The following is a 17,103-nucleotide window of genomic DNA, read 5'->3' on the forward strand; positions in this document are numbered from 1 at the left end:
AGGGTCGCGATTATACGGATTCCGCCGCACGGGTGCGCGAGGTCCTTGTGTCGGTCAAGGGCGATTCACAGGAAGCCTGGAAGGCAAAAAGGGTTTCAGGGCGAAGAAATCATGAGGACGCCGTTGCCTGACACGGCGCCTGTCGTGCCCCTGCGGCCGCTCAAATCATCCCCCTCCCAATCTTCCCTTCTTCCTGTAAACGCTTTTGTTTGCGTTCAGGGGAATCAGTCGGGGTCGATGTAGCGCTTGAGGATGGGGGCGTAGGCGTCGATGCGGCGGTCGCGGAGGAAGGGCCATTGGCGGCGCACGGCCTCGGTGCGGATACGATCCAGCTCGACAGCGAGGATCTCCGGCGCGTCCTCGCCGGACCGGGCCAGGAATTCGCCCTGAGGCCCGGCGACGAAGCTCGTGCCCCAGAAGGTTGCGCCGGGCGAATGCCCCGAGGGGTCGGGCTCGTGGCCGGTGCGATTGCAGGCGATCACCGGGAGGTTGTTGGCCACCGCGTGGCCGCGCTGGACAGTGACCCAGGCCTCCTGCTGGCGGCGCTGTTCCTCAGGGGTGTCCTGCGGGTCCCAGCCGATCGCGGTCGGGTAGATCAGGACCTCGGCACCGGACAGCGCCATGATACGCGCGGCCTCGGGATACCACTGGTCCCAGCAGACCAGGACACCGAGCCGGCCGACGGAGGTATCGATGGGCACAAAGCCGGTGTCCCCCGGCGTGAAGTAGTACTTCTCGTAGTAGCCGGGGTCGTCGGGGATGTGCATCTTGCGGTAGGTGCCGACCTGGCGGCCGTCGGTTTCGAAGACGACGGCGGTGTTGTGGTAGAGCCCCGGGGCGCGCCGCTCGAACAGGGAACCGACGAGGACCACGCCGTGCTCGCGCGCGATCGCCGCCAGGCGTTCGCTGCTGGGACCGGGGATCGGTTCGGCCGCATCGAAGGTGGCGAGATCCTCGGTCTGGCAGAAATAGGGGCCGGTATGCAGTTCGGCCAGGACCACCAGGCGGGCACCGTTCGCCGCGGCCGTAGCCACGGCCGCAGCGGTGGCGTCGAGGTTGGCCTCGACGCTGCCGGCGTCCTGGTGCTGGATCAGGGCAACGGACAGGGTGTCAGGGGACATGATGGGGACTCGGGCTGGCGGTTATTCCTGCGGGATTCCGAGGGCGGCCGCGGGATACTGCATGGTCAGGCAGTGAAGGCTGCCACCCTGACGAATGATGGGGCGGCAGTCGATTTCCACGATCTCGCGTCCCGGAAAGGCCTCGGCAAGCCGGTCCCGGGCGACGGCATCCGCGGCATCGTCATACACCGGCAGCAGGACCGCTCCGTTCAGGATCAGGAAATTCGCATAGGTCGCGGCCAGTCGCCGGCCATCCTCGAAGATCGGGGCGGGCCAGGGCAGGGGGATCAGGCGGTAGGGTTCGCCGGACGGCTGGCGCAGGGCCCTTAGCTCCTGTTCCATTGCCTGCAGTTCCGGGTAGTGCGGATCCTGCGGGTCGTCGCACTGGACATAGGCGATGGTGTCCTGCGCACAGAAGCGCGCCAGCGTGTCGATATGGGCGTCGGTGTCGTCGCCCTCCAGCTGGCCGTGTTCCAGCCAGAGCACGCGGCGGGCCCCCAGCCATCGGGCCAGGCTTTGCTCGATGCCCGAGCGATCCAGCTGCGGGTTCCGGGTGGCGGAGAGCAGACAGCGCGCGGTGGTCAGCAGGGTGCCGGCGCCGTCCGATTCGATGGAGCCTCCTTCCAGGACCAGACCGGTCGGCTCCGGCACGCAGCTCCCGAAGACGCCCTGGCTCGCGAGGGCCCGGGTGATGCCGTCGTCGAGGTCCGCGGGATACTTGCCCCCCCAGCCGTTGAAGGTGAAGTCCAGCAGGCGCGGCTGGTCGCCATCGAATACGGTGATAGCGCCATGATCGCGCGCCCAGGTGTCATTGCTGGGGGCCAGCGCGAACCACAGGCGATCCGGACGGATCGCGGTCTCGGTGAGAAAGCCGGAGATCTCCTCGATGTGTTCAGGGTCGCGCGCGACGATAATCACCGGTTGGTACTGGCTGATGCTCGCCGCGATCAGCGCGAACACCGGATGCACCTGTTCCAGGACCGGGGCCCAGTCGGTGTCATCATGCGGCCAGGTGAGCTGGATCGCGCCCTGGGGCTCCCATTCGGCCGGGAGCCGGCGTTGCGTGACTGCCGGGGCGGTTTCCCCGGTGCTCATGGACGATCGGCGCTGGATCCGTTGCGCACGGCACTGTGCAGGACGTATTCGCCCTCGAAGACCACGGAGAAGTCGGCGTAGTCCCAGCGCGTAATCGGCGGATCGCCCACCGTGGCATGGCGTCGCTCGGGCTCGCCGTGCTGGCGGATTACCGCGGCCTGGGTCTGGCCACGGGTGGGAACCCCTTCGCGTTCCTTCACGGTGAATCCACCATCGGGACTGCGCAGGATGTCGGCCGATGCAGTCGCCATGGCCCCGGCAAACAATGCCAGGACGAGGGCGCTGGCGACGGTGCGCACAGTGGTCTTCGGGGTGGGGTTAGAGGCGTTGCATTTCCCTGGCATGGCCGACTCTCCGTTTGCTGGACAGTCCCATGGTAGCGTCTAGCGTGACGCCATGCCTCCCCTCCCTCAACGCAGGTCCGCCGGGCTATAGGCGCGAACGGGTATCTCTGGCATGATTTCGCGATGTTTCGCCCCCTGACCCTCGCCATCGGCCTGCGCTACACGCGCGCGAAGCGGCGCAATCACTTCATCTCGTTCATCTCGGTGGTGTCCATCATCGGGCTGGCCCTGGGCGTGATGGCGTTGATCACGGTGCTGTCGGTGATGAACGGGTTCGAACGCGAGTTGCGCGACCGCATCCTGGGCATGGCCTCGCATGCCACAATCCGCGAGGCCAATGGCGGGCTGCGGGATTGGGAACGCCTGCAGCGCGAGGCGCCGGAGATCGACGAGCGCGTGGTCGCGGCCGCGCCGTATGTCCAGGGCGAGGCCATGCTGAGTGCGCGCGGGAATATCTCCGGGGCACTGATCCGGGGCGTGGAGCCCGAGGCAGAGGAGCGCGTCGCGCGCATTGCCGAGCACATGCTGCAGGGCGAGCTGGGCAGCCTGGAGGGCGGGCGCTACCGGGTGGTGCTCGGGCGGGAACTGGCGGCCGAACTGCGCGTCCGGGTCGGCGACTCGATCATCCTGATGGCGCCTCAGGCCTCGGTCTCGCCGGCCGGCGTGATGCCACGCATGCGCCGCTTCGAGGTCTCCGGCCTGTTCGAGGTGGGGATGTACGAGTACGACCGCGGGACAGCGTTCATCCACCTGGAAGACGCCCAGGCGGTGTTCCAGATGGGCGAACAGGTGACCGGGCTGCGGCTGCGCCTGACCGACATGATGGAAGCGGGTGTGGTGGCCCGCGATGTGGCGGCCCAGCTGGACGGGCTTTTCCGGGTGTCCGACTGGACACGCCAGCACGCTAACCTGTTCCGCGCGATCCAGATGGAAAAGATGGTGATGTTCATCATCCTGTCGCTGATCGTCGCGGTCGCGGCCTTCAACATCGTCTCGACCCTGATCATGCTGGTCACCGACAAGCAGGGAGACATTGCCATTCTGCGTACGCTCGGGCTGTCGCCGGCGGGGATCATGGTGATCTTCATGGTCCAGGGGGTGGTGATCGGGGCGATCGGGATCCTGCTGGGCACCATCGCCGGGGTGTCGCTGGCCGCGAACATCGACGTGGTGGTCCCCTTCATCGAGCGGGTCTCCGGCATCGAGTTCCTGTCCGCCGAGGTGTACTACATCAGCGACCTGCCCTCGGAGCTCAAGCTTGCGGATGTGCTCCGGGTCGGGGTGCTCGGCTTCCTGCTGACCGTGGTGGCCACACTGTTCCCGGCCTGGCGTGCCGCCCGCACCCAGCCGGCGGAGGCGCTGCGCTATGACTGATCACGCCACCCCGGTCCTCGAGGCGGTCGGTCTGGAGCGCCGTTTCCGCGACGGCAAGCTGGACGTGGCCGTTCTCAGCGGGGTGGACTTTGCCCTGCAGCCCGGCGACCAGACGGCGATTATCGGGGCCTCCGGGAGCGGCAAGAGCACCTTGCTGCACCTGCTGGGCGGGCTGGACCGCCCGACGGCGGGGTCCGTGCGCCTGCTGGGAACGGACTGGACCCGCATGAGCGAGGCTAGACGTGGCCACCTGCGCAACCAGCACCTCGGCTTCGTCTACCAGTTTCACCACCTGCTGCCGGAGCTGACTGCCGCGGAGAACGTGGCCCTGCCGCTGCTCATCCGCGGGGTCTCCAACCGCAAGGCCCGGGCCGAGGCACGCCACTGGCTGGGCCAGGTGGACCTGGAACCCCGCCTGGAACACAAACCCGCGGAGCTCTCCGGTGGCGAACGCCAGCGGGTCGCGATCGCCCGGGCGCTGGTGACGCGCCCCTCGGCCATCCTGGCGGACGAACCCACCGGCAACCTGGATCAGGAACGGGCGGCGCAGGTGTTCGAGTTGCTGCGCGCGATGAACCGTTCCACCGGGACCGCTCTGGCCCTGGTGACCCACGACATCACCCTGGCGCGCGAGCTTGATCGCTCGGTCCAACTGGTCAAGGGCCACCTGGAGCTGCAACCGTTCGACGGTCAGCTCGCCACGCACGAATAGACCGCGTGTCTCTCTCGCTTCAGGCGCCCCGGTCATCCGGCGGGCGGCCATCCCGCCGCGCGGCCGCCTGGCGTTCCGCCATTTCCTTGCGCAGCCGTCGCAGGTAACGCCGGCTGCGCACGCGCTGGACGACGTTCAGCCGCCACAGGAAACGCACCAGCAAGTACCCCGAGAGGCCGGCTGCCGCGCCGAGCAGGACGCTGCCCAGGAGCAGGGGCTGCCAGATCGTCAGCAGCTCCGTGGAGAACCACTCCCAGCTCCAGTCCAGATGGATGTCGCGACGCGGTTCGTCCAGTAGCTTGCGCCCGATCGTGTAGGCCAGATACAACATGGGCGGCATGGTGACCGGGTTGGAGATCCAGACCAGGATCACCGAGATCGGCAGATTGACGCGGACCAGCACGGCCACGGCGGCCGCGATCAGCATCTGCATGGGCAATGGCAGGAAGGCCACGAAGAGCCCGACGGCAAACGCACCAGCCACGGAGCGGCGGTTCAGATGCCACAAATCCGGCGAACCCAGGCGCGGCCCCAGCGGGGCGAGCGCCTTGTGCCCGCGCATGTGTTCCATGCCGGGAAACATCTTTTTGATGATGTGTCTTGCCATGTACCGGGCTGCCGATGGTCCGTCGTGCGTGGGTGCGCCGCCGCGCACCTGCCGTGCATTCTCGCCGCTATTGTACGTGCGGGACCATGGTCGGCGGGGCAAGCCAAATCCGGTCCGGCCATGGCGCCCGGTCAACGAGGCCTTTTGTGACGGGCTTTGCCCTCGGGCTGATCGCGGCGGCGTGGGGCCTTCACCGGCTGCCCGAACCGGTTCCGCTGATGCCGGGACCCATACTGGCCCTGTTTCTGGCCGCCGCGGGCGTCAGCCTCGGCCTGCGGCGCCTCGGCTATCCGGGCCTCTGGCCCTGGACGCTGGCGCTGGGTGCGCTGCTCGCCTGGGGGCTGGTCCAGCAGAACACGGACACCTGGCTGGAACATGCGCTGCCTCCCGCCCTGGCCGGGGAGGAGGCCACCGTGTTCGCCACGATCATCAGTCTGCCGGAACATGGCGAACGTCGCAGCCGTTTCCGGATACGGGTGGCCGCGACCCGATCGGGACCGGAAGCGTTTCGGGCGCGCGAACTGCTGGTTTCGACGTACCCCGCGCGCCCCGATCTCGAGGCGGGATCGCATGGCTACATGACCCTGCGCCTGCGGCCGGCCCGGGGGCCGGCGAATCCGGGTGGGTTCGATCGTGCCGGCTGGTACTACCGCGAGGGCCTGCATGGATCCGCGACACTGCTCGACTTCGAGGCGTTAGAGGACGCCCGGGCACCCCGGATTCAGGACGCCCGCTGGCGGGCCGGGTTGCATCGCATGCGCGGTGCGCTGCGCGAGCGCCTGGAACAGGCGGCCCCGGGCCTGCGCCACCCCGGGCTGGTGCAGGCGCTCGTCATCGGCGACCGGCAGGGCATGACCGACGAGGAGTGGCAGGCCTTCCTGCGGACCGGGACCAACCACCTGATGGCGATCTCGGGCCTGCATGTCGGCCTCGTCGCCGGGTTTGTCGGATTGCTCGCGGGGCTTGCCTGGTCCGGGCTCGTCCCGGTGCAGGCGCGGATACGCAAGCCGGCCTTCATGGCGCTGGCGGGCCTCGCCGGGGCTGCGCTCTACGCCGCGCTGGCCGGCTTCAGCATTCCGACCCAGCGCGCGCTGATCATGCTGGCGGCTTTTATGGCCGCGCTGTTGTGGCGGCGCGAGGCGTTTGCCTGGCGCGGACTGATGCTGGCGGCGATCGCCGTGGTGCTGTGGCGGCCGACCAGTGTGCTGGCTCCGGGCTTCTGGTTTTCCTTCGGCGCCGTGGCGGTGATTCTTCTGCTGTTGCAGGGCCGTTCGGGCCGTCCGGGCTGGCGCGCGGCCGGCAGCATTCAGGTGATGCTCGCGCTGGCCATGCTTCCCCTCAGCCTGGCCTGGTTCCAGCTGGGGTCCTGGGTGGCGCCCGTCGCCAATCTGGTGGCGGTGCCGGTGATCAGCCTGCTGGTGCTGCCCTTGTTGCTGGTCGGGGCCGGTCTGGCGGCATTGTGGGCACCGCTCGGCCAGCCGTTCCTGCATCTCGGCGACGGGATCCTGATGCTGCTGGTCGGGCTACTGGACGGCCTTTCGCACGTGCCCGTGCTGGTGGACGAGCGGCGGGTGCCGCTGGCGGCCAGCCTCCTGGGCGGGGTCGCGGTGCTGGTCGCCTTGCTGCCGCGCCTGCGCCTCGCCGCTCCGTGGGTGGTGCTGGCCGGCATCGCCCTGGCCCTGCCCATGCGTCCGCAGATCGATGCGGGCAGCGTACGGGCGCTTCTCCTGGATGTAGGGAACGGGCAGTCGCTCTTGCTGCAGACCCGCCACCATGCGTTGTTATGGGATGCCGGTCCCGGGCGCGCCGGGGGCTACAGCGCGGGGGATCAGATCGTGATTCCGAGCCTGCGTGCGGAGGGGGTACGCCGCCTGGACCGCATGATCCTGAGCCACGAGCATGCCGCGCATTCCGGCGGGGCCGCCGCCGTACGCGCGACGCTACCTGTGGGCGAGGTCCTGCGGCGCCGCCCGCAAGGACCCGGGGAACGGCCCTGCGAGGCAGGCGAGGTCTGGGAATGGGATGGCGTCGATTTCGAGATTCTCCATCCACCCGCCGGCTGGGACGGGAGCGCCTCGGCCTCCTGCGTGCTGGCGGTGGAGACGGCTGGCGGTGTGCGGCTGGTACTGACCGGCGGGCTCGGCGGCCTGGGCGAGGCCGTGCTGATGCAGGAAGGGGCGGAACAGCGAAGCAGCGACCTGCTGGTCGTGCCCCGCGGGGCCGGCGCCGACAGCCTGAGCCGCGGCTGGCTGCAGGACGCCCGCCCCGCCATGGCCTGGGCCAGCACCGATGCGCAGGGCAGGGGGCTGGCCGGCGCGGCACGCCAGCGCCTGGACAGGGCCTGCGTCCCGCTGCAGGGGACCGGCCGCCAGGGGGCCCTGCGGCTTGAGGCGGATACGGAACTGAAGGTCGGGCCCGGCCACCGGGCGGGTTCCCGGCGGTTGTGGCGGCCCGCGCCAGACGCCGGAGCGCCCCTGCCGCCAGGCTGTCCGCGCGGGCCCGAAACCGCAGGCGGGCTGGTAGAATGACGGGATGAACCGTGAACACTCCGACACCATTCGCCCGATTCGCTTTCACCACAGCGAACTTCAGTTGCTCGACCAGCGTCGGCTGCCGGGCGAGAACCTCTGGCAGCGTTACCGGGATGCGCCGGCCGTGGCCGCCGCGATCCGCGACATGGTGGTGCGCGGGGCGCCGGCGATCGGGATTACCGCGGGCTTCGGGGTGGTACTGGCCTGCCAGCGGGCGACCGGGCGGGACGACTGGCGTGCGAGCATTGCGGCGGATATCGAAACCCTGCGCGCGGCGCGTCCCACGGCGGTGAACCTGTTCTGGGCGCTGGATCGCATGCAGGCGCTGGTGGACGCGAGCCCGTCCGCGGAGGCGGCGGTCGCGGCGACGCAGGCCGAGGCGGAGTGGATGCTCGAGTCGGACATCGCCGGCAACCGGCGGCTGGGCGCGCTCGGCGCGAGGCTGATCGAGCCGGGGCAGGGGGTGCTGACCCACTGCAACACGGGCTCGCTGGCCACCGGGGGCTACGGCACGGCCCTCGGCGTGATCCGCGCCGCCTGGGATGCCGGACGGATCGAGGAGGTCTTCGCCGACGAGACCCGGCCCTGGCTGCAAGGGAGCCGCCTGACCGCCTGGGAGCTGGTACATGACGGGATCCCCGTACAGGTGCTGTGCGAAGGCGCCGCGGCCAGCCTGTTGCGCTCGGGCCGCGTCGGCTGGGTGATTGTCGGGGCGGACCGGATCGCCGCCAATGGCGACACCGCAAACAAGATCGGGACCTACGGCCTGGCCCTCCTGGCGCGTGCCCACGGGGTCCGGTTCATGGTGGCCGCGCCGGTCGCGACCATCGACTTCGAGATGCCGGACGGGACCGGTATCCCCATCGAGCAGCGCGGCGAGGACGAGGTGCTGGCGCTGGCGGGTCAGCGCGTGGCGGCCGAAGGCGCCCGAGGCTACAACCCGGCCTTCGACGTGACCCCGGCGGAGCTGATCGATGCCATCGTCACCGAACGCGGGGTCGTGGAGGCGCCGACGGCGGAGCGGCTCGCGGCGCTGCGCGAGCCCACGGCCCCGGAGACGCTCGCATCCGCTCACTGACGAGCGCTCAAACGCGCCCCCGGTGGACGGTCTTCGGGCCTGAGAGGCCCGGAGAACCGTTTTGAGGCGCGAAAAGCCGAGCCCCAGTGGTTACCCCTGTGGTATGATCGCGAGCTTGTTCAGACGGACGGCGTAACCCTCGATGGCTGAATTTGCCAAGGAAATCTTCCCGGTCAATCTCGAAGACGAGATGCAGCAGTCCTACCTCGATTACGCAATGAGCGTAATCGTGGGCCGGGCCCTCCCCGATGTCCGTGACGGCCTCAAGCCGGTCCATCGCCGCGTGCTCTACGCGATGCGCGAGCTGGGCAACGACTACAACAAGCCCTACAAGAAGTCGGCGCGTGTGGTCGGTGACGTGATCGGTAAGTACCACCCGCATGGCGATTCCGCCGTTTACGACGCCATCGTGCGCATGGCGCAGCCGTTCTCGATGCGCTACATGCTGGCCGACGGGCAGGGCAACTTCGGCTCCATCGACGGCGACTCCCCGGCGGCCATGCGGTACACCGAGGTGCGCATGGCGCGCATCGCGGCGGAACTGCTGGCCGACATCGACAAGGAAACCGTCGACTTCATCGACAACTACGACGGCTCCGAGAGCGAGCCGGCGGTGCTGCCGAGCAAGTTCCCCAACCTGCTGGTCAACGGCTCCGCCGGGATCGCGGTGGGGATGGCGACCAACATCCCGCCGCATAATCTGCGCGAGGTGATCAACGCCTGTGTGGCCCTGATCGACGACCCCGAGATCTCCATCGATGGTCTGATGGAACACCTGCCGGGCCCGGACTTCCCGACGGCCGGCATCATCAACGGCATCGAGGGCGTTCGCGAGGCCTACCGTACCGGTCGCGGCCGGGTCCTGATCCGGGCACGCTCGCATGTCGAGCCGCTGGAGGGTGGCCAGCGCGAGGCGATTGTGGTTACCGAGCTGCCCTACCAGGTGAACAAGGCACGCCTGACCGAGAAGATCGCGGAGCTGGTGAAGGAGAAGCGCATCGAGGGCATCTCCGAGCTGCGCGACGAGTCGGACAAGGACGGCATGCGTCTGGTCATCGAGCTCAAGCGTGGCGAGATGGCCGAGGTGGTCCTGAACCACCTGTACATGCACACCCAGATGCAGAACGTCTTCGGCATCAACATCGTCGCCCTGGTCGACGGACAGCCGAAGGTGCTGGATCTGCGTCAGGTGCTGGAGGCGTTCCTGCGGCATCGCCGCGAGGTGGTCACCCGGCGCACGATCTTCGATCTGCGCAAGGCCCGGGAGCGCGCGCATATCCTGGAAGGCCTGGCGATCGCGCTGGCCAACATCGATCCCGTGATCGAGCTGATCCGTGCCGCCCCCAACCCGGCCGAGGCCAAGGCCGGCCTGCTGGCCCGCGGCTGGCCGCTGGGCGTGGTCAGCGACATGCTGGACCGCGCCGGGGCCAGCGCCTCGCGACCGGAGGACCTGGCGCCGGAATACGGCGTGGGGGACGACGGCTATCGCCTGTCCGAGGCCCAGGCGCAGGCGATCCTCGACCTGCGCCTGCACCGCCTGACCGGGCTGGAACAGGACAAGATCCTGGACGAGTACCGCGAGCTGCTGGAGCTGATCGACGACCTGCTGGATATCCTCGGCTCCGGCGATCGCCTGCAACTGGAGATCCGCAACGAGCTGCTGGCCGTGGCCGAACAGTTCGGCGACGAGCGCCGCAGCGAGATCCGCGAACGCCAGGCCAACCTGACCCTGGAAGACCTGATCGGCGAGGAGGACGTGGTCGTCACGCTCTCGCACGCCGGCTACGTGAAGTACCAGCCAGTGGCGGACTACCGCGCGCAGCGCCGGGGCGGGCGTGGCAAGGCCGCGACCAGCTTCAAGGAAGAGGACTTCATCGACCGTCTGGTGGTGGCCAACACCCACGACACGATCCTGTGCTTCTCCAGCCGGGGTCGGGTGTACTGGCTGAAGGTCTACGAGCTGCCGCAGGGCTCGCGCGCCTCGCGCGGCAAGCCGATCGTGAACCTGCTGCCGCTGGAGTCCGACGAGCGGATCAACGCGATCCTGCCGGTGCGCGAATACGACCCGGACCACTATGTGTTCATGGTCACCGCGCAGGGGACAGTCAAGAAGACACCGCTGACGGATTTCTCGCGCCGCCGGGCCTCCGGCATCATCGCCGTGGATCTGCGCGAGGGCGACCACCTGGTGGACGTCTCCCTGACCGACGGCACCCTCGACGTGATGCTGGTGACCACGGCCGGCAAGGCCGTGCGCTTCCACGAGAGCGACGTGCGCGCCATGGGGCGTACCGCCTGTGGCGTGCGCGGGGTGCGTATGGAAGGCGATCACCGGGTGATTGCCCTGCTGAATGTAGACGAGGGATCGGCGCTGCTGGCGACCGAGCATGGCTACGGCAAACGCACCCGCTTCGACGAGTTCCCGGTCCACCGCCGTGGCGGCCAGGGCGTGATCGCGATCCAGACCGAGGGGCGCAACGGCCCGCTGGTCGGGGCTTCGCGGGTCCTGGACGATGACGAGGTGATGCTGATCACCAACGGCGGGACCCTGGTGCGCACGCCGGTGGATCAGATTCCGCTGATCGGGCGCAATACGCAGGGCGTGCGGCTGATTCGGCTTGACGAAGGCGAGAACCTGGTCGAGCTGGCCCGCGTGGCCCAGCTGCAGGGCGAGGCCGGCGACGAAGAATCCGACGAGATGGGAACCGGAGCGGACCCGGAGACGGGTCCCGAATCCAGCGACGATGGAGAACAGGCATGACGCGAGTGATGAACTTCAGCGCGGGGCCGGCGGCCCTGCCGCAGGCGGTACTCGAGCGGGCGCGTGACGAGCTGCTGGACTTCCGCGGGTCCGGGATGTCGGTGATGGAGATGAGTCACCGCGGCAAGCCGTTCATGGCCGTGGCCGAGAAGGCCGAGCAGGACCTGCGCAAGCTGATGAACATCCCCGAGAACTATTCGGTCCTGTTCCTGCAGGGCGGGGCGACCGGACAGTTCGCGGCCATCCCGCTGAACCTGGCCAATGGCCAGAGCACCGACTACATCGATACCGGGGCCTGGTCCGGCAAGGCGATCAAGGAGGCCCAGAAATACGGGCCGGTGAACATCGTGGCGAGTTCGCAGGCAAGCGGCTACGACTCGATCCCGGATCGTGCCTCCTGGAACCTGGACCCCAATGCCGCCTACGTGCACTACACGCCGAACGAGACCATCGGCGGCGTGGAGTTTCCCGATATCCCGGATGTGGGTGACGTGCCGCTGGTCGCGGACATGTCCTCGACCATCCTGTCGCGCCCGATCGATGTCTCGAAGTTTGGCGTGATCTATGCCGGGGCGCAGAAGAATATCGGCCCGGCCGGCCTGACCGTGGTGATCGTGCGCAACGACCTGCTGGAACGCGAGCGCCAGGCACCCGTGCCGGCGGTGCTGGACTGGGCCCTGCAAGCGAAGAATGACTCGATGTACAACACCCCGCCGACCTTTGGCTGGTACCTGGCCGGGCTGGTATTCGAGTGGCTGCTGGAGCAGGGCGGCCTGGAGGCGATGGCCGAGATCAACCAGCGCAAGGCGGCCAAGCTGTACCAGTACATCGACAATTCCGCCTTCTACCGGAACCCGGTGGAGCCCGCGGCCCGCTCCTGGATGAACGTGCCGTTCATCCTCGCGGACGACGCCCTGGACGGGTCCTTCCTGAACGAGGCCGATGCGGCCGGCCTGTCCTCGCTGAAGGGCCACCGGTCGGTGGGCGGCATGCGCGCCAGCATCTACAACGCCGTTCCGGAGAGCGCCGTGGATGCGCTGATCGAGTTCATGGCGGACTTCGAGAACCGCCACGCCTGATCCCGTCGAATCGCTGTTGCCGGGGACGCTACCGGACGAGGAGGTCGTGATGTACCGGATTCAGACCTACAACAACATCGCCGTGCGCGGGCTGGATCGTTTCCCGCGTGACCATTACGAGGTCGCCTCGGATATCAATCAGCCGGACGCGCTGATGCTGCGCTCCTTCGACCTGCATTCGGTGGAGATCCCGGATTCGGTCCTGGCGGTGGGGCGCGCCGGGAGCGGGGTCAACAATATCCCGGTGGCGGCCCTGTCCGAGCGCGGCGTGGCCGTGTTCAACGCCCCCGGCGCGAATGCCAATGCGGTGAAGGAACTGGTCATCGCCGGGCTGTTGCTGGGTGCCCGCAACCTGCTGCCGGCGGCTGGCTACGTGCAGGAGCTGGACCCCTCGAAGGAAGATTTCATGTCCGCGGTGGAACAGGGCAAGAAGAAGTTCACCGGCTTCGAACTGCCGGGCCGGCGTCTTGCCGTCCTGGGCCTTGGGGCGATCGGGGTCGGCGTCGCCAACGCCGCCCGTGCGCTGGGCATGGAAGTGGTCGGCTTCGACCCCAAGGTCACGGTGGAAAACGCCTGGCGCCTGGATTCCGGCATCGAGCGGGCGCGCTCGGTGGAGGCGGCCATGGAAGGGGCCGACGCCGTCACCGTACACGTGCCGCTGACCGAGAACACCGCCAACCTGGTGAACGCGAAGACGCTGGCCGGCATGAACCCCGGGGCCATGGTGCTCAACCTGGCCCGCGAGGGGATCGTCGATGACACGGCCGTGCGGGAAGGACTGGATGCGGATCGACTGCATGCCTACATCACGGACTTTCCGGTACAGGGCATGGTGGGCCACCCGCGGGTGATTACCCTGCCACATCTGGGCGCCTCGACGACCGAATCCGAGGAGAACTGCGCGGTCATGATCGCCGACCAGCTACGGGACTACCTGGAGAACGGCAACGTGGTGAACTCCGTGAACCTGCCGACCCTGGTGCTGGACCGCAAGGGGGATACCCGCATCGCGATCATCAACCGGAACCTGCCGGACCGGGTCGGCCGCATCTCGCACACGCTGGGCGAATCGAATATCAACATCCTGCACCTGATGAATGACTCCCGTGGCGATCTGGCCTACACCCTGATGGACGTGGACGGCCACCCCGACGCGGAGACCCTGGACGCCCTGCACCGGATCGACGGCGTGCTGCGGGCCCGGGTGCTGTAGGCGATGGCCGGGGATCCGCATTCGTCGCCATCCGCCGAGGACCGCGAAGATCTCGCGGCCCTGCGCGCGCGTATCGACGCGCTGGATGCCGAGCTCCTGGAGCGGTTGAGCGAGCGCGCCCGCTGCGCCGAGGCGGTGGCGCGGGTCAAGCGCAGCCAGGAGAGCGACCCGGTGTTCTACCGTCCGGAGCGCGAGGCCGAGATCCTCCGGCGGGTGCGCAAACGGAATCCCGGTCCGCTGTCCGACGAGGCCATCACGCGGCTGTTCCGCGAGATCATGTCCGAGTGCCTGGCGCTCGAGCATCCGCTCCATGTCGCCTATCTCGGACCGGTGGGGACCTTCACTCACCTGGCGGCGCGCAAGCACTTCGGCCATGCCGTCGAGACCCAGCCGCTGGCCTCGATCGATGCGGTGTTCGGCGCGGTGGAGACCGGGCGCGCGCAGTTCGGCGTGGTTCCCATCGAGAACAGCTCCGAGGGGGTCGTCACCCACACCGTGGACTGCTTCATGGATTCCTCCCTCCAGATCTGTGGCGAGGTCGTGACCCCGATCCACCACCACCTGCTGTCCCGGGCCGAGGATCTCGGGCAGGTGCGGCGGGTCCTCGCGCATGCGCAGGCGCTGGCGCAATGCCGCCAGTGGCTGGATAGCGAACTGCCCCATGCCGAGCGCGAGGCGGTCTCCAGCAACGCCCGGGCGGCCGAGATCGCGGCGCAGGATCCCACCGCGGCGGCGCTGGCCAGCCAGGCGGCTGCCGAACACTACGACGTCCCGGTGCGGGCCCCGCATGTGGAGGATCGCGCCGACAACACGACGCGTTTCCTGATCATCGGCTCGGGGACCACGCAACCCAGCGGGGCGGACCGTACATCGGTGATGCTGAGTACCGCCAACCGGCCAGGGTCGCTGTATTCGCTGCTCAAGCCGATCGCGGAGGCCGGCATCAGCCTGACCCGGATCGAGTCGCGCCCCTCGCGCTGCACGCCGTGGAACTACGTGTTCTTCCTCGATCTGGTCGGGCACCAGCAGGACCCGTTGATCCGCGACTGCCTGGAGCAGCTGCGCGCCAGTGCCGATACCGTCAAGGTCCTGGGTAGCTATCCCCAGGCCGCCACCTGACACGCCCACCCGCTATCCCCGAGGTTTTCCGCATGGCATCCAACCCTTCCGTATCCGCTGCGGCCGGCCCGGGCTTTGATCCCGTGGCCCTGGCGGTCGCCGGGGTCCAGGGCCTCCGCCCGTATCAGCCCGGCAAGCCCGTCGCCGCACTGGAGCGCGAACTCGGTATTCGCCAGGCGATCAAGCTGGCCTCCAACGAGAACCCCCTGGGCCCGTCGCCGCTTGCGGTGGAGGCGGGCCGCGCGGCGCTGGCCGAGGCCCATGTCTATCCCGACGGGAACGGCTTCGAGCTGAAGGCGCGACTGGCCGAGCGCCATGGCGTCGCCCCGGAACAGATCACGCTCGGAAACGGCTCCAACGAGGTGCTGGAGCTGGTCGCGCGCACCTGGCTGGCACCGGGCCGGGCAGCCGTGTTCTCCGCGCATGCGTTTGCGGTTTACCCGCTGGTTACCCAGGCGGTCGATGCCGAGGCACGGGTCGCGCCCGCGCTGGGGGCCGACCATCCGGAGCAGCCCTTCGGGCATGATCTCGAGGCCATGCGGGCACGGGTGGATGGCGACGTGCGCGTGGTGTTCGTGGCCAATCCGAACAATCCCACCGGGACCTGGCTGGAGGGTTCGGCGCTGGAGGCCTTCGTGGCGGCGATGCCGGCGACCACCGTGGTGGTCGTGGACGAGGCCTATTTCGAATACGTCGAGGCGGCGGGGTATCCGGACACCACGCAGTGGCTGGAGCGCTATCCGAACCTGGTCGTGACCCGGACCTTCTCCAAGATCCAGGGCCTGGCCGGACTGCGCCTGGGGTACGCGGTCAGTTCCCCGGCGGTCGCCGACCTGCTCAACCGGGTCCGACAGCCGTTCAATGTCAACGCCATTGCCCAGGCCGCGGGCCTTGCGGCGCTGGACGATACCGCGCATGTGGAGAGATCGGTGGCCGTCAACCGCGACGGGTTGCGGCAGGTGACAGCGGCCCTGCGGGATAAGGGGCTGCGTGTGATTCCGTCGGTGGGGAACTTCGTGACCTTTGACACCGGGCGTGATCCGGCCCCGGTATACGAAGGCCTGCTGCGCGAGGGCGTCATCACGCGGCCGGTGGAGAATTACGGCCTGCCCGGTCACCTGCGGGTCACCCTCTCGACCCGGGAAGACAACGACCGCTTCCTCGCGGCACTCGACAAGGTCCTGGCGTGATCGAACGGCTGGTCATCTTCGGGGTCGGCCTGATCGGCGGCTCGCTGGCGCTGGCCCTGCGCGAGGCCGGCGCGGTACGCGAGGTGGTCGGCTGCTCGCGCAATGCCGACAACCTGCGCGAGGCTCAGCGGCTGGGCGTGATCGACCGCTGGACCACGGACGTCGCCGCGGCCGCGGAGGGCGCCGACCTGGGCGTGCTCGCCGTGCCATTGGGCGCGATGGAGCCGCTCGCCCGCGACCTGGCGGCCGCCTGGCCCGAGGACAGCCCGCTGACCGACGTGGGCAGCAGCAAGCAGGCGGTGATCGATGCGGTGGGCGCCGGCTTCGGTGCGGTCCCGCGCGCCTTCGTGCCCGGCCACCCGATCGCCGGGACCGAGAAAAGTGGGGTAGGGGCCGCCTTCCCCAGTCTGTTCCGCGATCGCCTGGTGATCCTGACGCCGGCCGATGCCACCAACCCGCTGGCCACGGACCGCGTGGCGGCCATGTGGCAGGCCGCCGGCGCGCGGGTCGAATACATGACCCCGGCGCATCATGACCGGGTCCTGGCCGCGACCAGCCACCTGCCGCATGTGCTCGCGTTCACGCTGGTCTCGTCGCTGGCGAACATGAGCGAGCGCGACGAGATCTTTCACTACGCCGCGGGCGGGTTTCGCGACTTCACGCGCATCGCCTCCAGTGACCCGGTGGTCTGGCGCGATATCTGCCTGGCCAACCGCGACGCCATCCTCGAGGTCATCGGGCAATACCAGAACGACCTCGAGACGCTGCGCGGCGCGATCGAACGCGGCGATGCCGCCACCATCGAACAAAGCTTTGAACATGCCAAGGAAACCCGCGATCGCCTCTGCGACCCCGCGGATGCACAACTGGATACCTGAA

At 68.6% G+C, this 17,103-nt stretch carries 14 protein-coding genes; 10 read left to right on the top strand and 4 right to left on the bottom strand.

Going from position 1 to position 17,103, the window contains the following annotated elements; translation table 11 throughout:
- Nucleotides 1–224: 224 nt before the first annotated feature.
- Genes F614_RS0100690 through F614_RS0100700 form a run of 3 tightly spaced genes read right to left on the bottom strand, consistent with a single transcriptional unit; the run spans nucleotide 225 to nucleotide 2,560 of the window.
- A complete protein-coding gene (locus F614_RS0100690; RefSeq protein WP_019558025.1) occupies nucleotides 225–1,121 on the bottom strand; it encodes a carbon-nitrogen hydrolase in 897 nt (298 codons plus the stop codon).
- 21 nt (nucleotides 1,122–1,142) lie between these two features.
- Complete coding sequence (locus F614_RS0100695) at nucleotides 1,143–2,216, bottom strand: agmatine/peptidylarginine deiminase (RefSeq protein WP_019558026.1); 1,074 nt, start codon at nucleotides 2,214–2,216, stop codon at nucleotides 1,143–1,145.
- Nucleotides 2,213–2,560 (bottom strand): hypothetical protein, encoded by a 348-nt coding sequence (locus F614_RS0100700; RefSeq protein ID WP_051074646.1) that lies wholly within the window; start codon nucleotides 2,558–2,560, stop codon nucleotides 2,213–2,215. The genes F614_RS0100695 and F614_RS0100700 overlap by 4 nt, the downstream gene beginning before the upstream one ends.
- A 123-nt stretch (nucleotides 2,561–2,683) precedes the next feature.
- Here F614_RS0100700 and F614_RS0100705 point away from each other — a divergent pair, with 123 nt between their 5' ends.
- Nucleotides 2,684–3,934, top strand: a complete 1,251-nt coding sequence (locus F614_RS0100705; protein WP_018877378.1) for a lipoprotein-releasing ABC transporter permease subunit — start codon at nucleotides 2,684–2,686, stop codon at nucleotides 3,932–3,934.
- Nucleotides 3,927–4,646, top strand: a complete 720-nt coding sequence (locus F614_RS0100710; RefSeq protein WP_019558027.1) for an ABC transporter ATP-binding protein — start codon at nucleotides 3,927–3,929, stop codon at nucleotides 4,644–4,646. The genes F614_RS0100705 and F614_RS0100710 overlap by 8 nt, the downstream gene beginning before the upstream one ends.
- Before the next feature lie 19 nt (nucleotides 4,647–4,665).
- Here F614_RS0100710 and F614_RS0100715 read toward each other — a convergent pair whose 3' ends face one another.
- Nucleotides 4,666–5,253, bottom strand: a complete 588-nt coding sequence (locus F614_RS0100715) for a DUF2062 domain-containing protein (protein WP_018866287.1) — start codon at nucleotides 5,251–5,253, stop codon at nucleotides 4,666–4,668.
- Between the two features lie 215 nt (nucleotides 5,254–5,468).
- Here F614_RS0100715 and F614_RS0100720 point away from each other — a divergent pair, with 215 nt between their 5' ends.
- From F614_RS0100720 to F614_RS0100755, 8 genes are all read left to right on the top strand, one after another.
- Entirely contained in the window at nucleotides 5,469–7,781 is a 2,313-nt protein-coding gene (locus F614_RS0100720; protein ID WP_051080432.1) for a DNA internalization-related competence protein ComEC/Rec2, read from the top strand.
- A 4-nt stretch (nucleotides 7,782–7,785) separates the two neighbouring features.
- Nucleotides 7,786–8,862 carry an S-methyl-5-thioribose-1-phosphate isomerase gene (gene mtnA / locus F614_RS0100725; protein ID WP_018866289.1) on the top strand — a complete coding sequence of 359 codons (1,077 nt, stop codon included), beginning with the start codon at nucleotides 7,786–7,788 and terminating at the stop codon, nucleotides 8,860–8,862.
- Nucleotides 8,863–9,004: 142 nt separating this feature from the next.
- Nucleotides 9,005–11,623 (top strand): DNA gyrase subunit A, encoded by a 2,619-nt coding sequence (gene gyrA, locus F614_RS0100730; protein WP_018866290.1) that lies wholly within the window; start codon nucleotides 9,005–9,007, stop codon nucleotides 11,621–11,623.
- Nucleotides 11,620–12,702, top strand: coding sequence for a 3-phosphoserine/phosphohydroxythreonine transaminase (gene serC / locus F614_RS0100735; protein WP_018866291.1), 1,083 nt, complete (start codon nucleotides 11,620–11,622; stop codon nucleotides 12,700–12,702). Before gyrA ends, serC begins: the two co-directional genes overlap by 4 nt.
- A 49-nt stretch (nucleotides 12,703–12,751) precedes the next feature.
- Nucleotides 12,752–13,915, top strand: coding sequence for a phosphoglycerate dehydrogenase (locus tag F614_RS0100740; protein ID WP_018866292.1), 1,164 nt, complete (start codon nucleotides 12,752–12,754; stop codon nucleotides 13,913–13,915).
- A 3-nt stretch (nucleotides 13,916–13,918) separates the two neighbouring features.
- A complete protein-coding gene (pheA, locus tag F614_RS0100745; RefSeq protein ID WP_018866293.1) occupies nucleotides 13,919–15,034 on the top strand; it encodes a prephenate dehydratase in 1,116 nt (371 codons plus the stop codon).
- 32 nt (nucleotides 15,035–15,066) lie between these two features.
- Nucleotides 15,067–16,224: a histidinol-phosphate transaminase gene (gene hisC / locus F614_RS0100750; RefSeq protein WP_019558029.1), complete on the top strand. Its 1,158-nt coding sequence runs from the start codon at nucleotides 15,067–15,069 to the stop codon at nucleotides 16,222–16,224.
- A complete protein-coding gene (locus tag F614_RS0100755) occupies nucleotides 16,221–17,102 on the top strand; it encodes a prephenate dehydrogenase/arogenate dehydrogenase family protein (protein WP_018866295.1) in 882 nt (293 codons plus the stop codon). Before hisC ends, F614_RS0100755 begins: the two co-directional genes overlap by 4 nt.
- The last annotated feature ends 1 nt before the right edge of the window (nucleotide 17,103 follow it).

The organism is Thioalkalivibrio sp. ALE12, assembly GCF_000381105.1.
Taxonomy (GTDB): domain Bacteria; phylum Pseudomonadota; class Gammaproteobacteria; order Ectothiorhodospirales; family Ectothiorhodospiraceae; genus Thioalkalivibrio.

Bases quoted from the DNA above. Each gene is read 5' to 3' on its own strand.
- F614_RS0100695 (WP_019558026.1), bottom strand. From the start codon at position 2,216: ATGAGCACCGGGGAAACCGCCCCGGCAGTCACGCAACGCCGGCTCCCG.
- serC (WP_018866291.1), top strand. From the start codon at position 11,620: ATGACGCGAGTGATGAACTTCAGCGCGGGGCCGGCGGCCCTGCCGCAG.
- gyrA (WP_018866290.1), top strand. From the start codon at position 9,005: ATGGCTGAATTTGCCAAGGAAATCTTCCCGGTCAATCTCGAAGACGAG.
- F614_RS0100690 (WP_019558025.1), bottom strand. From the start codon at position 1,121: ATGTCCCCTGACACCCTGTCCGTTGCCCTGATCCAGCACCAGGACGCC.
- F614_RS0100710 (WP_019558027.1), top strand. From the start codon at position 3,927: ATGACTGATCACGCCACCCCGGTCCTCGAGGCGGTCGGTCTGGAGCGC.
- F614_RS0100705 (WP_018877378.1), top strand. From the start codon at position 2,684: ATGTTTCGCCCCCTGACCCTCGCCATCGGCCTGCGCTACACGCGCGCG.
- F614_RS0100740 (WP_018866292.1), top strand. From the start codon at position 12,752: ATGTACCGGATTCAGACCTACAACAACATCGCCGTGCGCGGGCTGGAT.
- mtnA (WP_018866289.1), top strand. From the start codon at position 7,786: ATGAACCGTGAACACTCCGACACCATTCGCCCGATTCGCTTTCACCAC.
- pheA (WP_018866293.1), top strand. From the start codon at position 13,919: ATGGCCGGGGATCCGCATTCGTCGCCATCCGCCGAGGACCGCGAAGAT.
- F614_RS0100715 (WP_018866287.1), bottom strand. From the start codon at position 5,253: ATGGCAAGACACATCATCAAAAAGATGTTTCCCGGCATGGAACACATG.
- hisC (WP_019558029.1), top strand. From the start codon at position 15,067: ATGGCATCCAACCCTTCCGTATCCGCTGCGGCCGGCCCGGGCTTTGAT.
- F614_RS0100700 (WP_051074646.1), bottom strand. From the start codon at position 2,560: ATGCCAGGGAAATGCAACGCCTCTAACCCCACCCCGAAGACCACTGTG.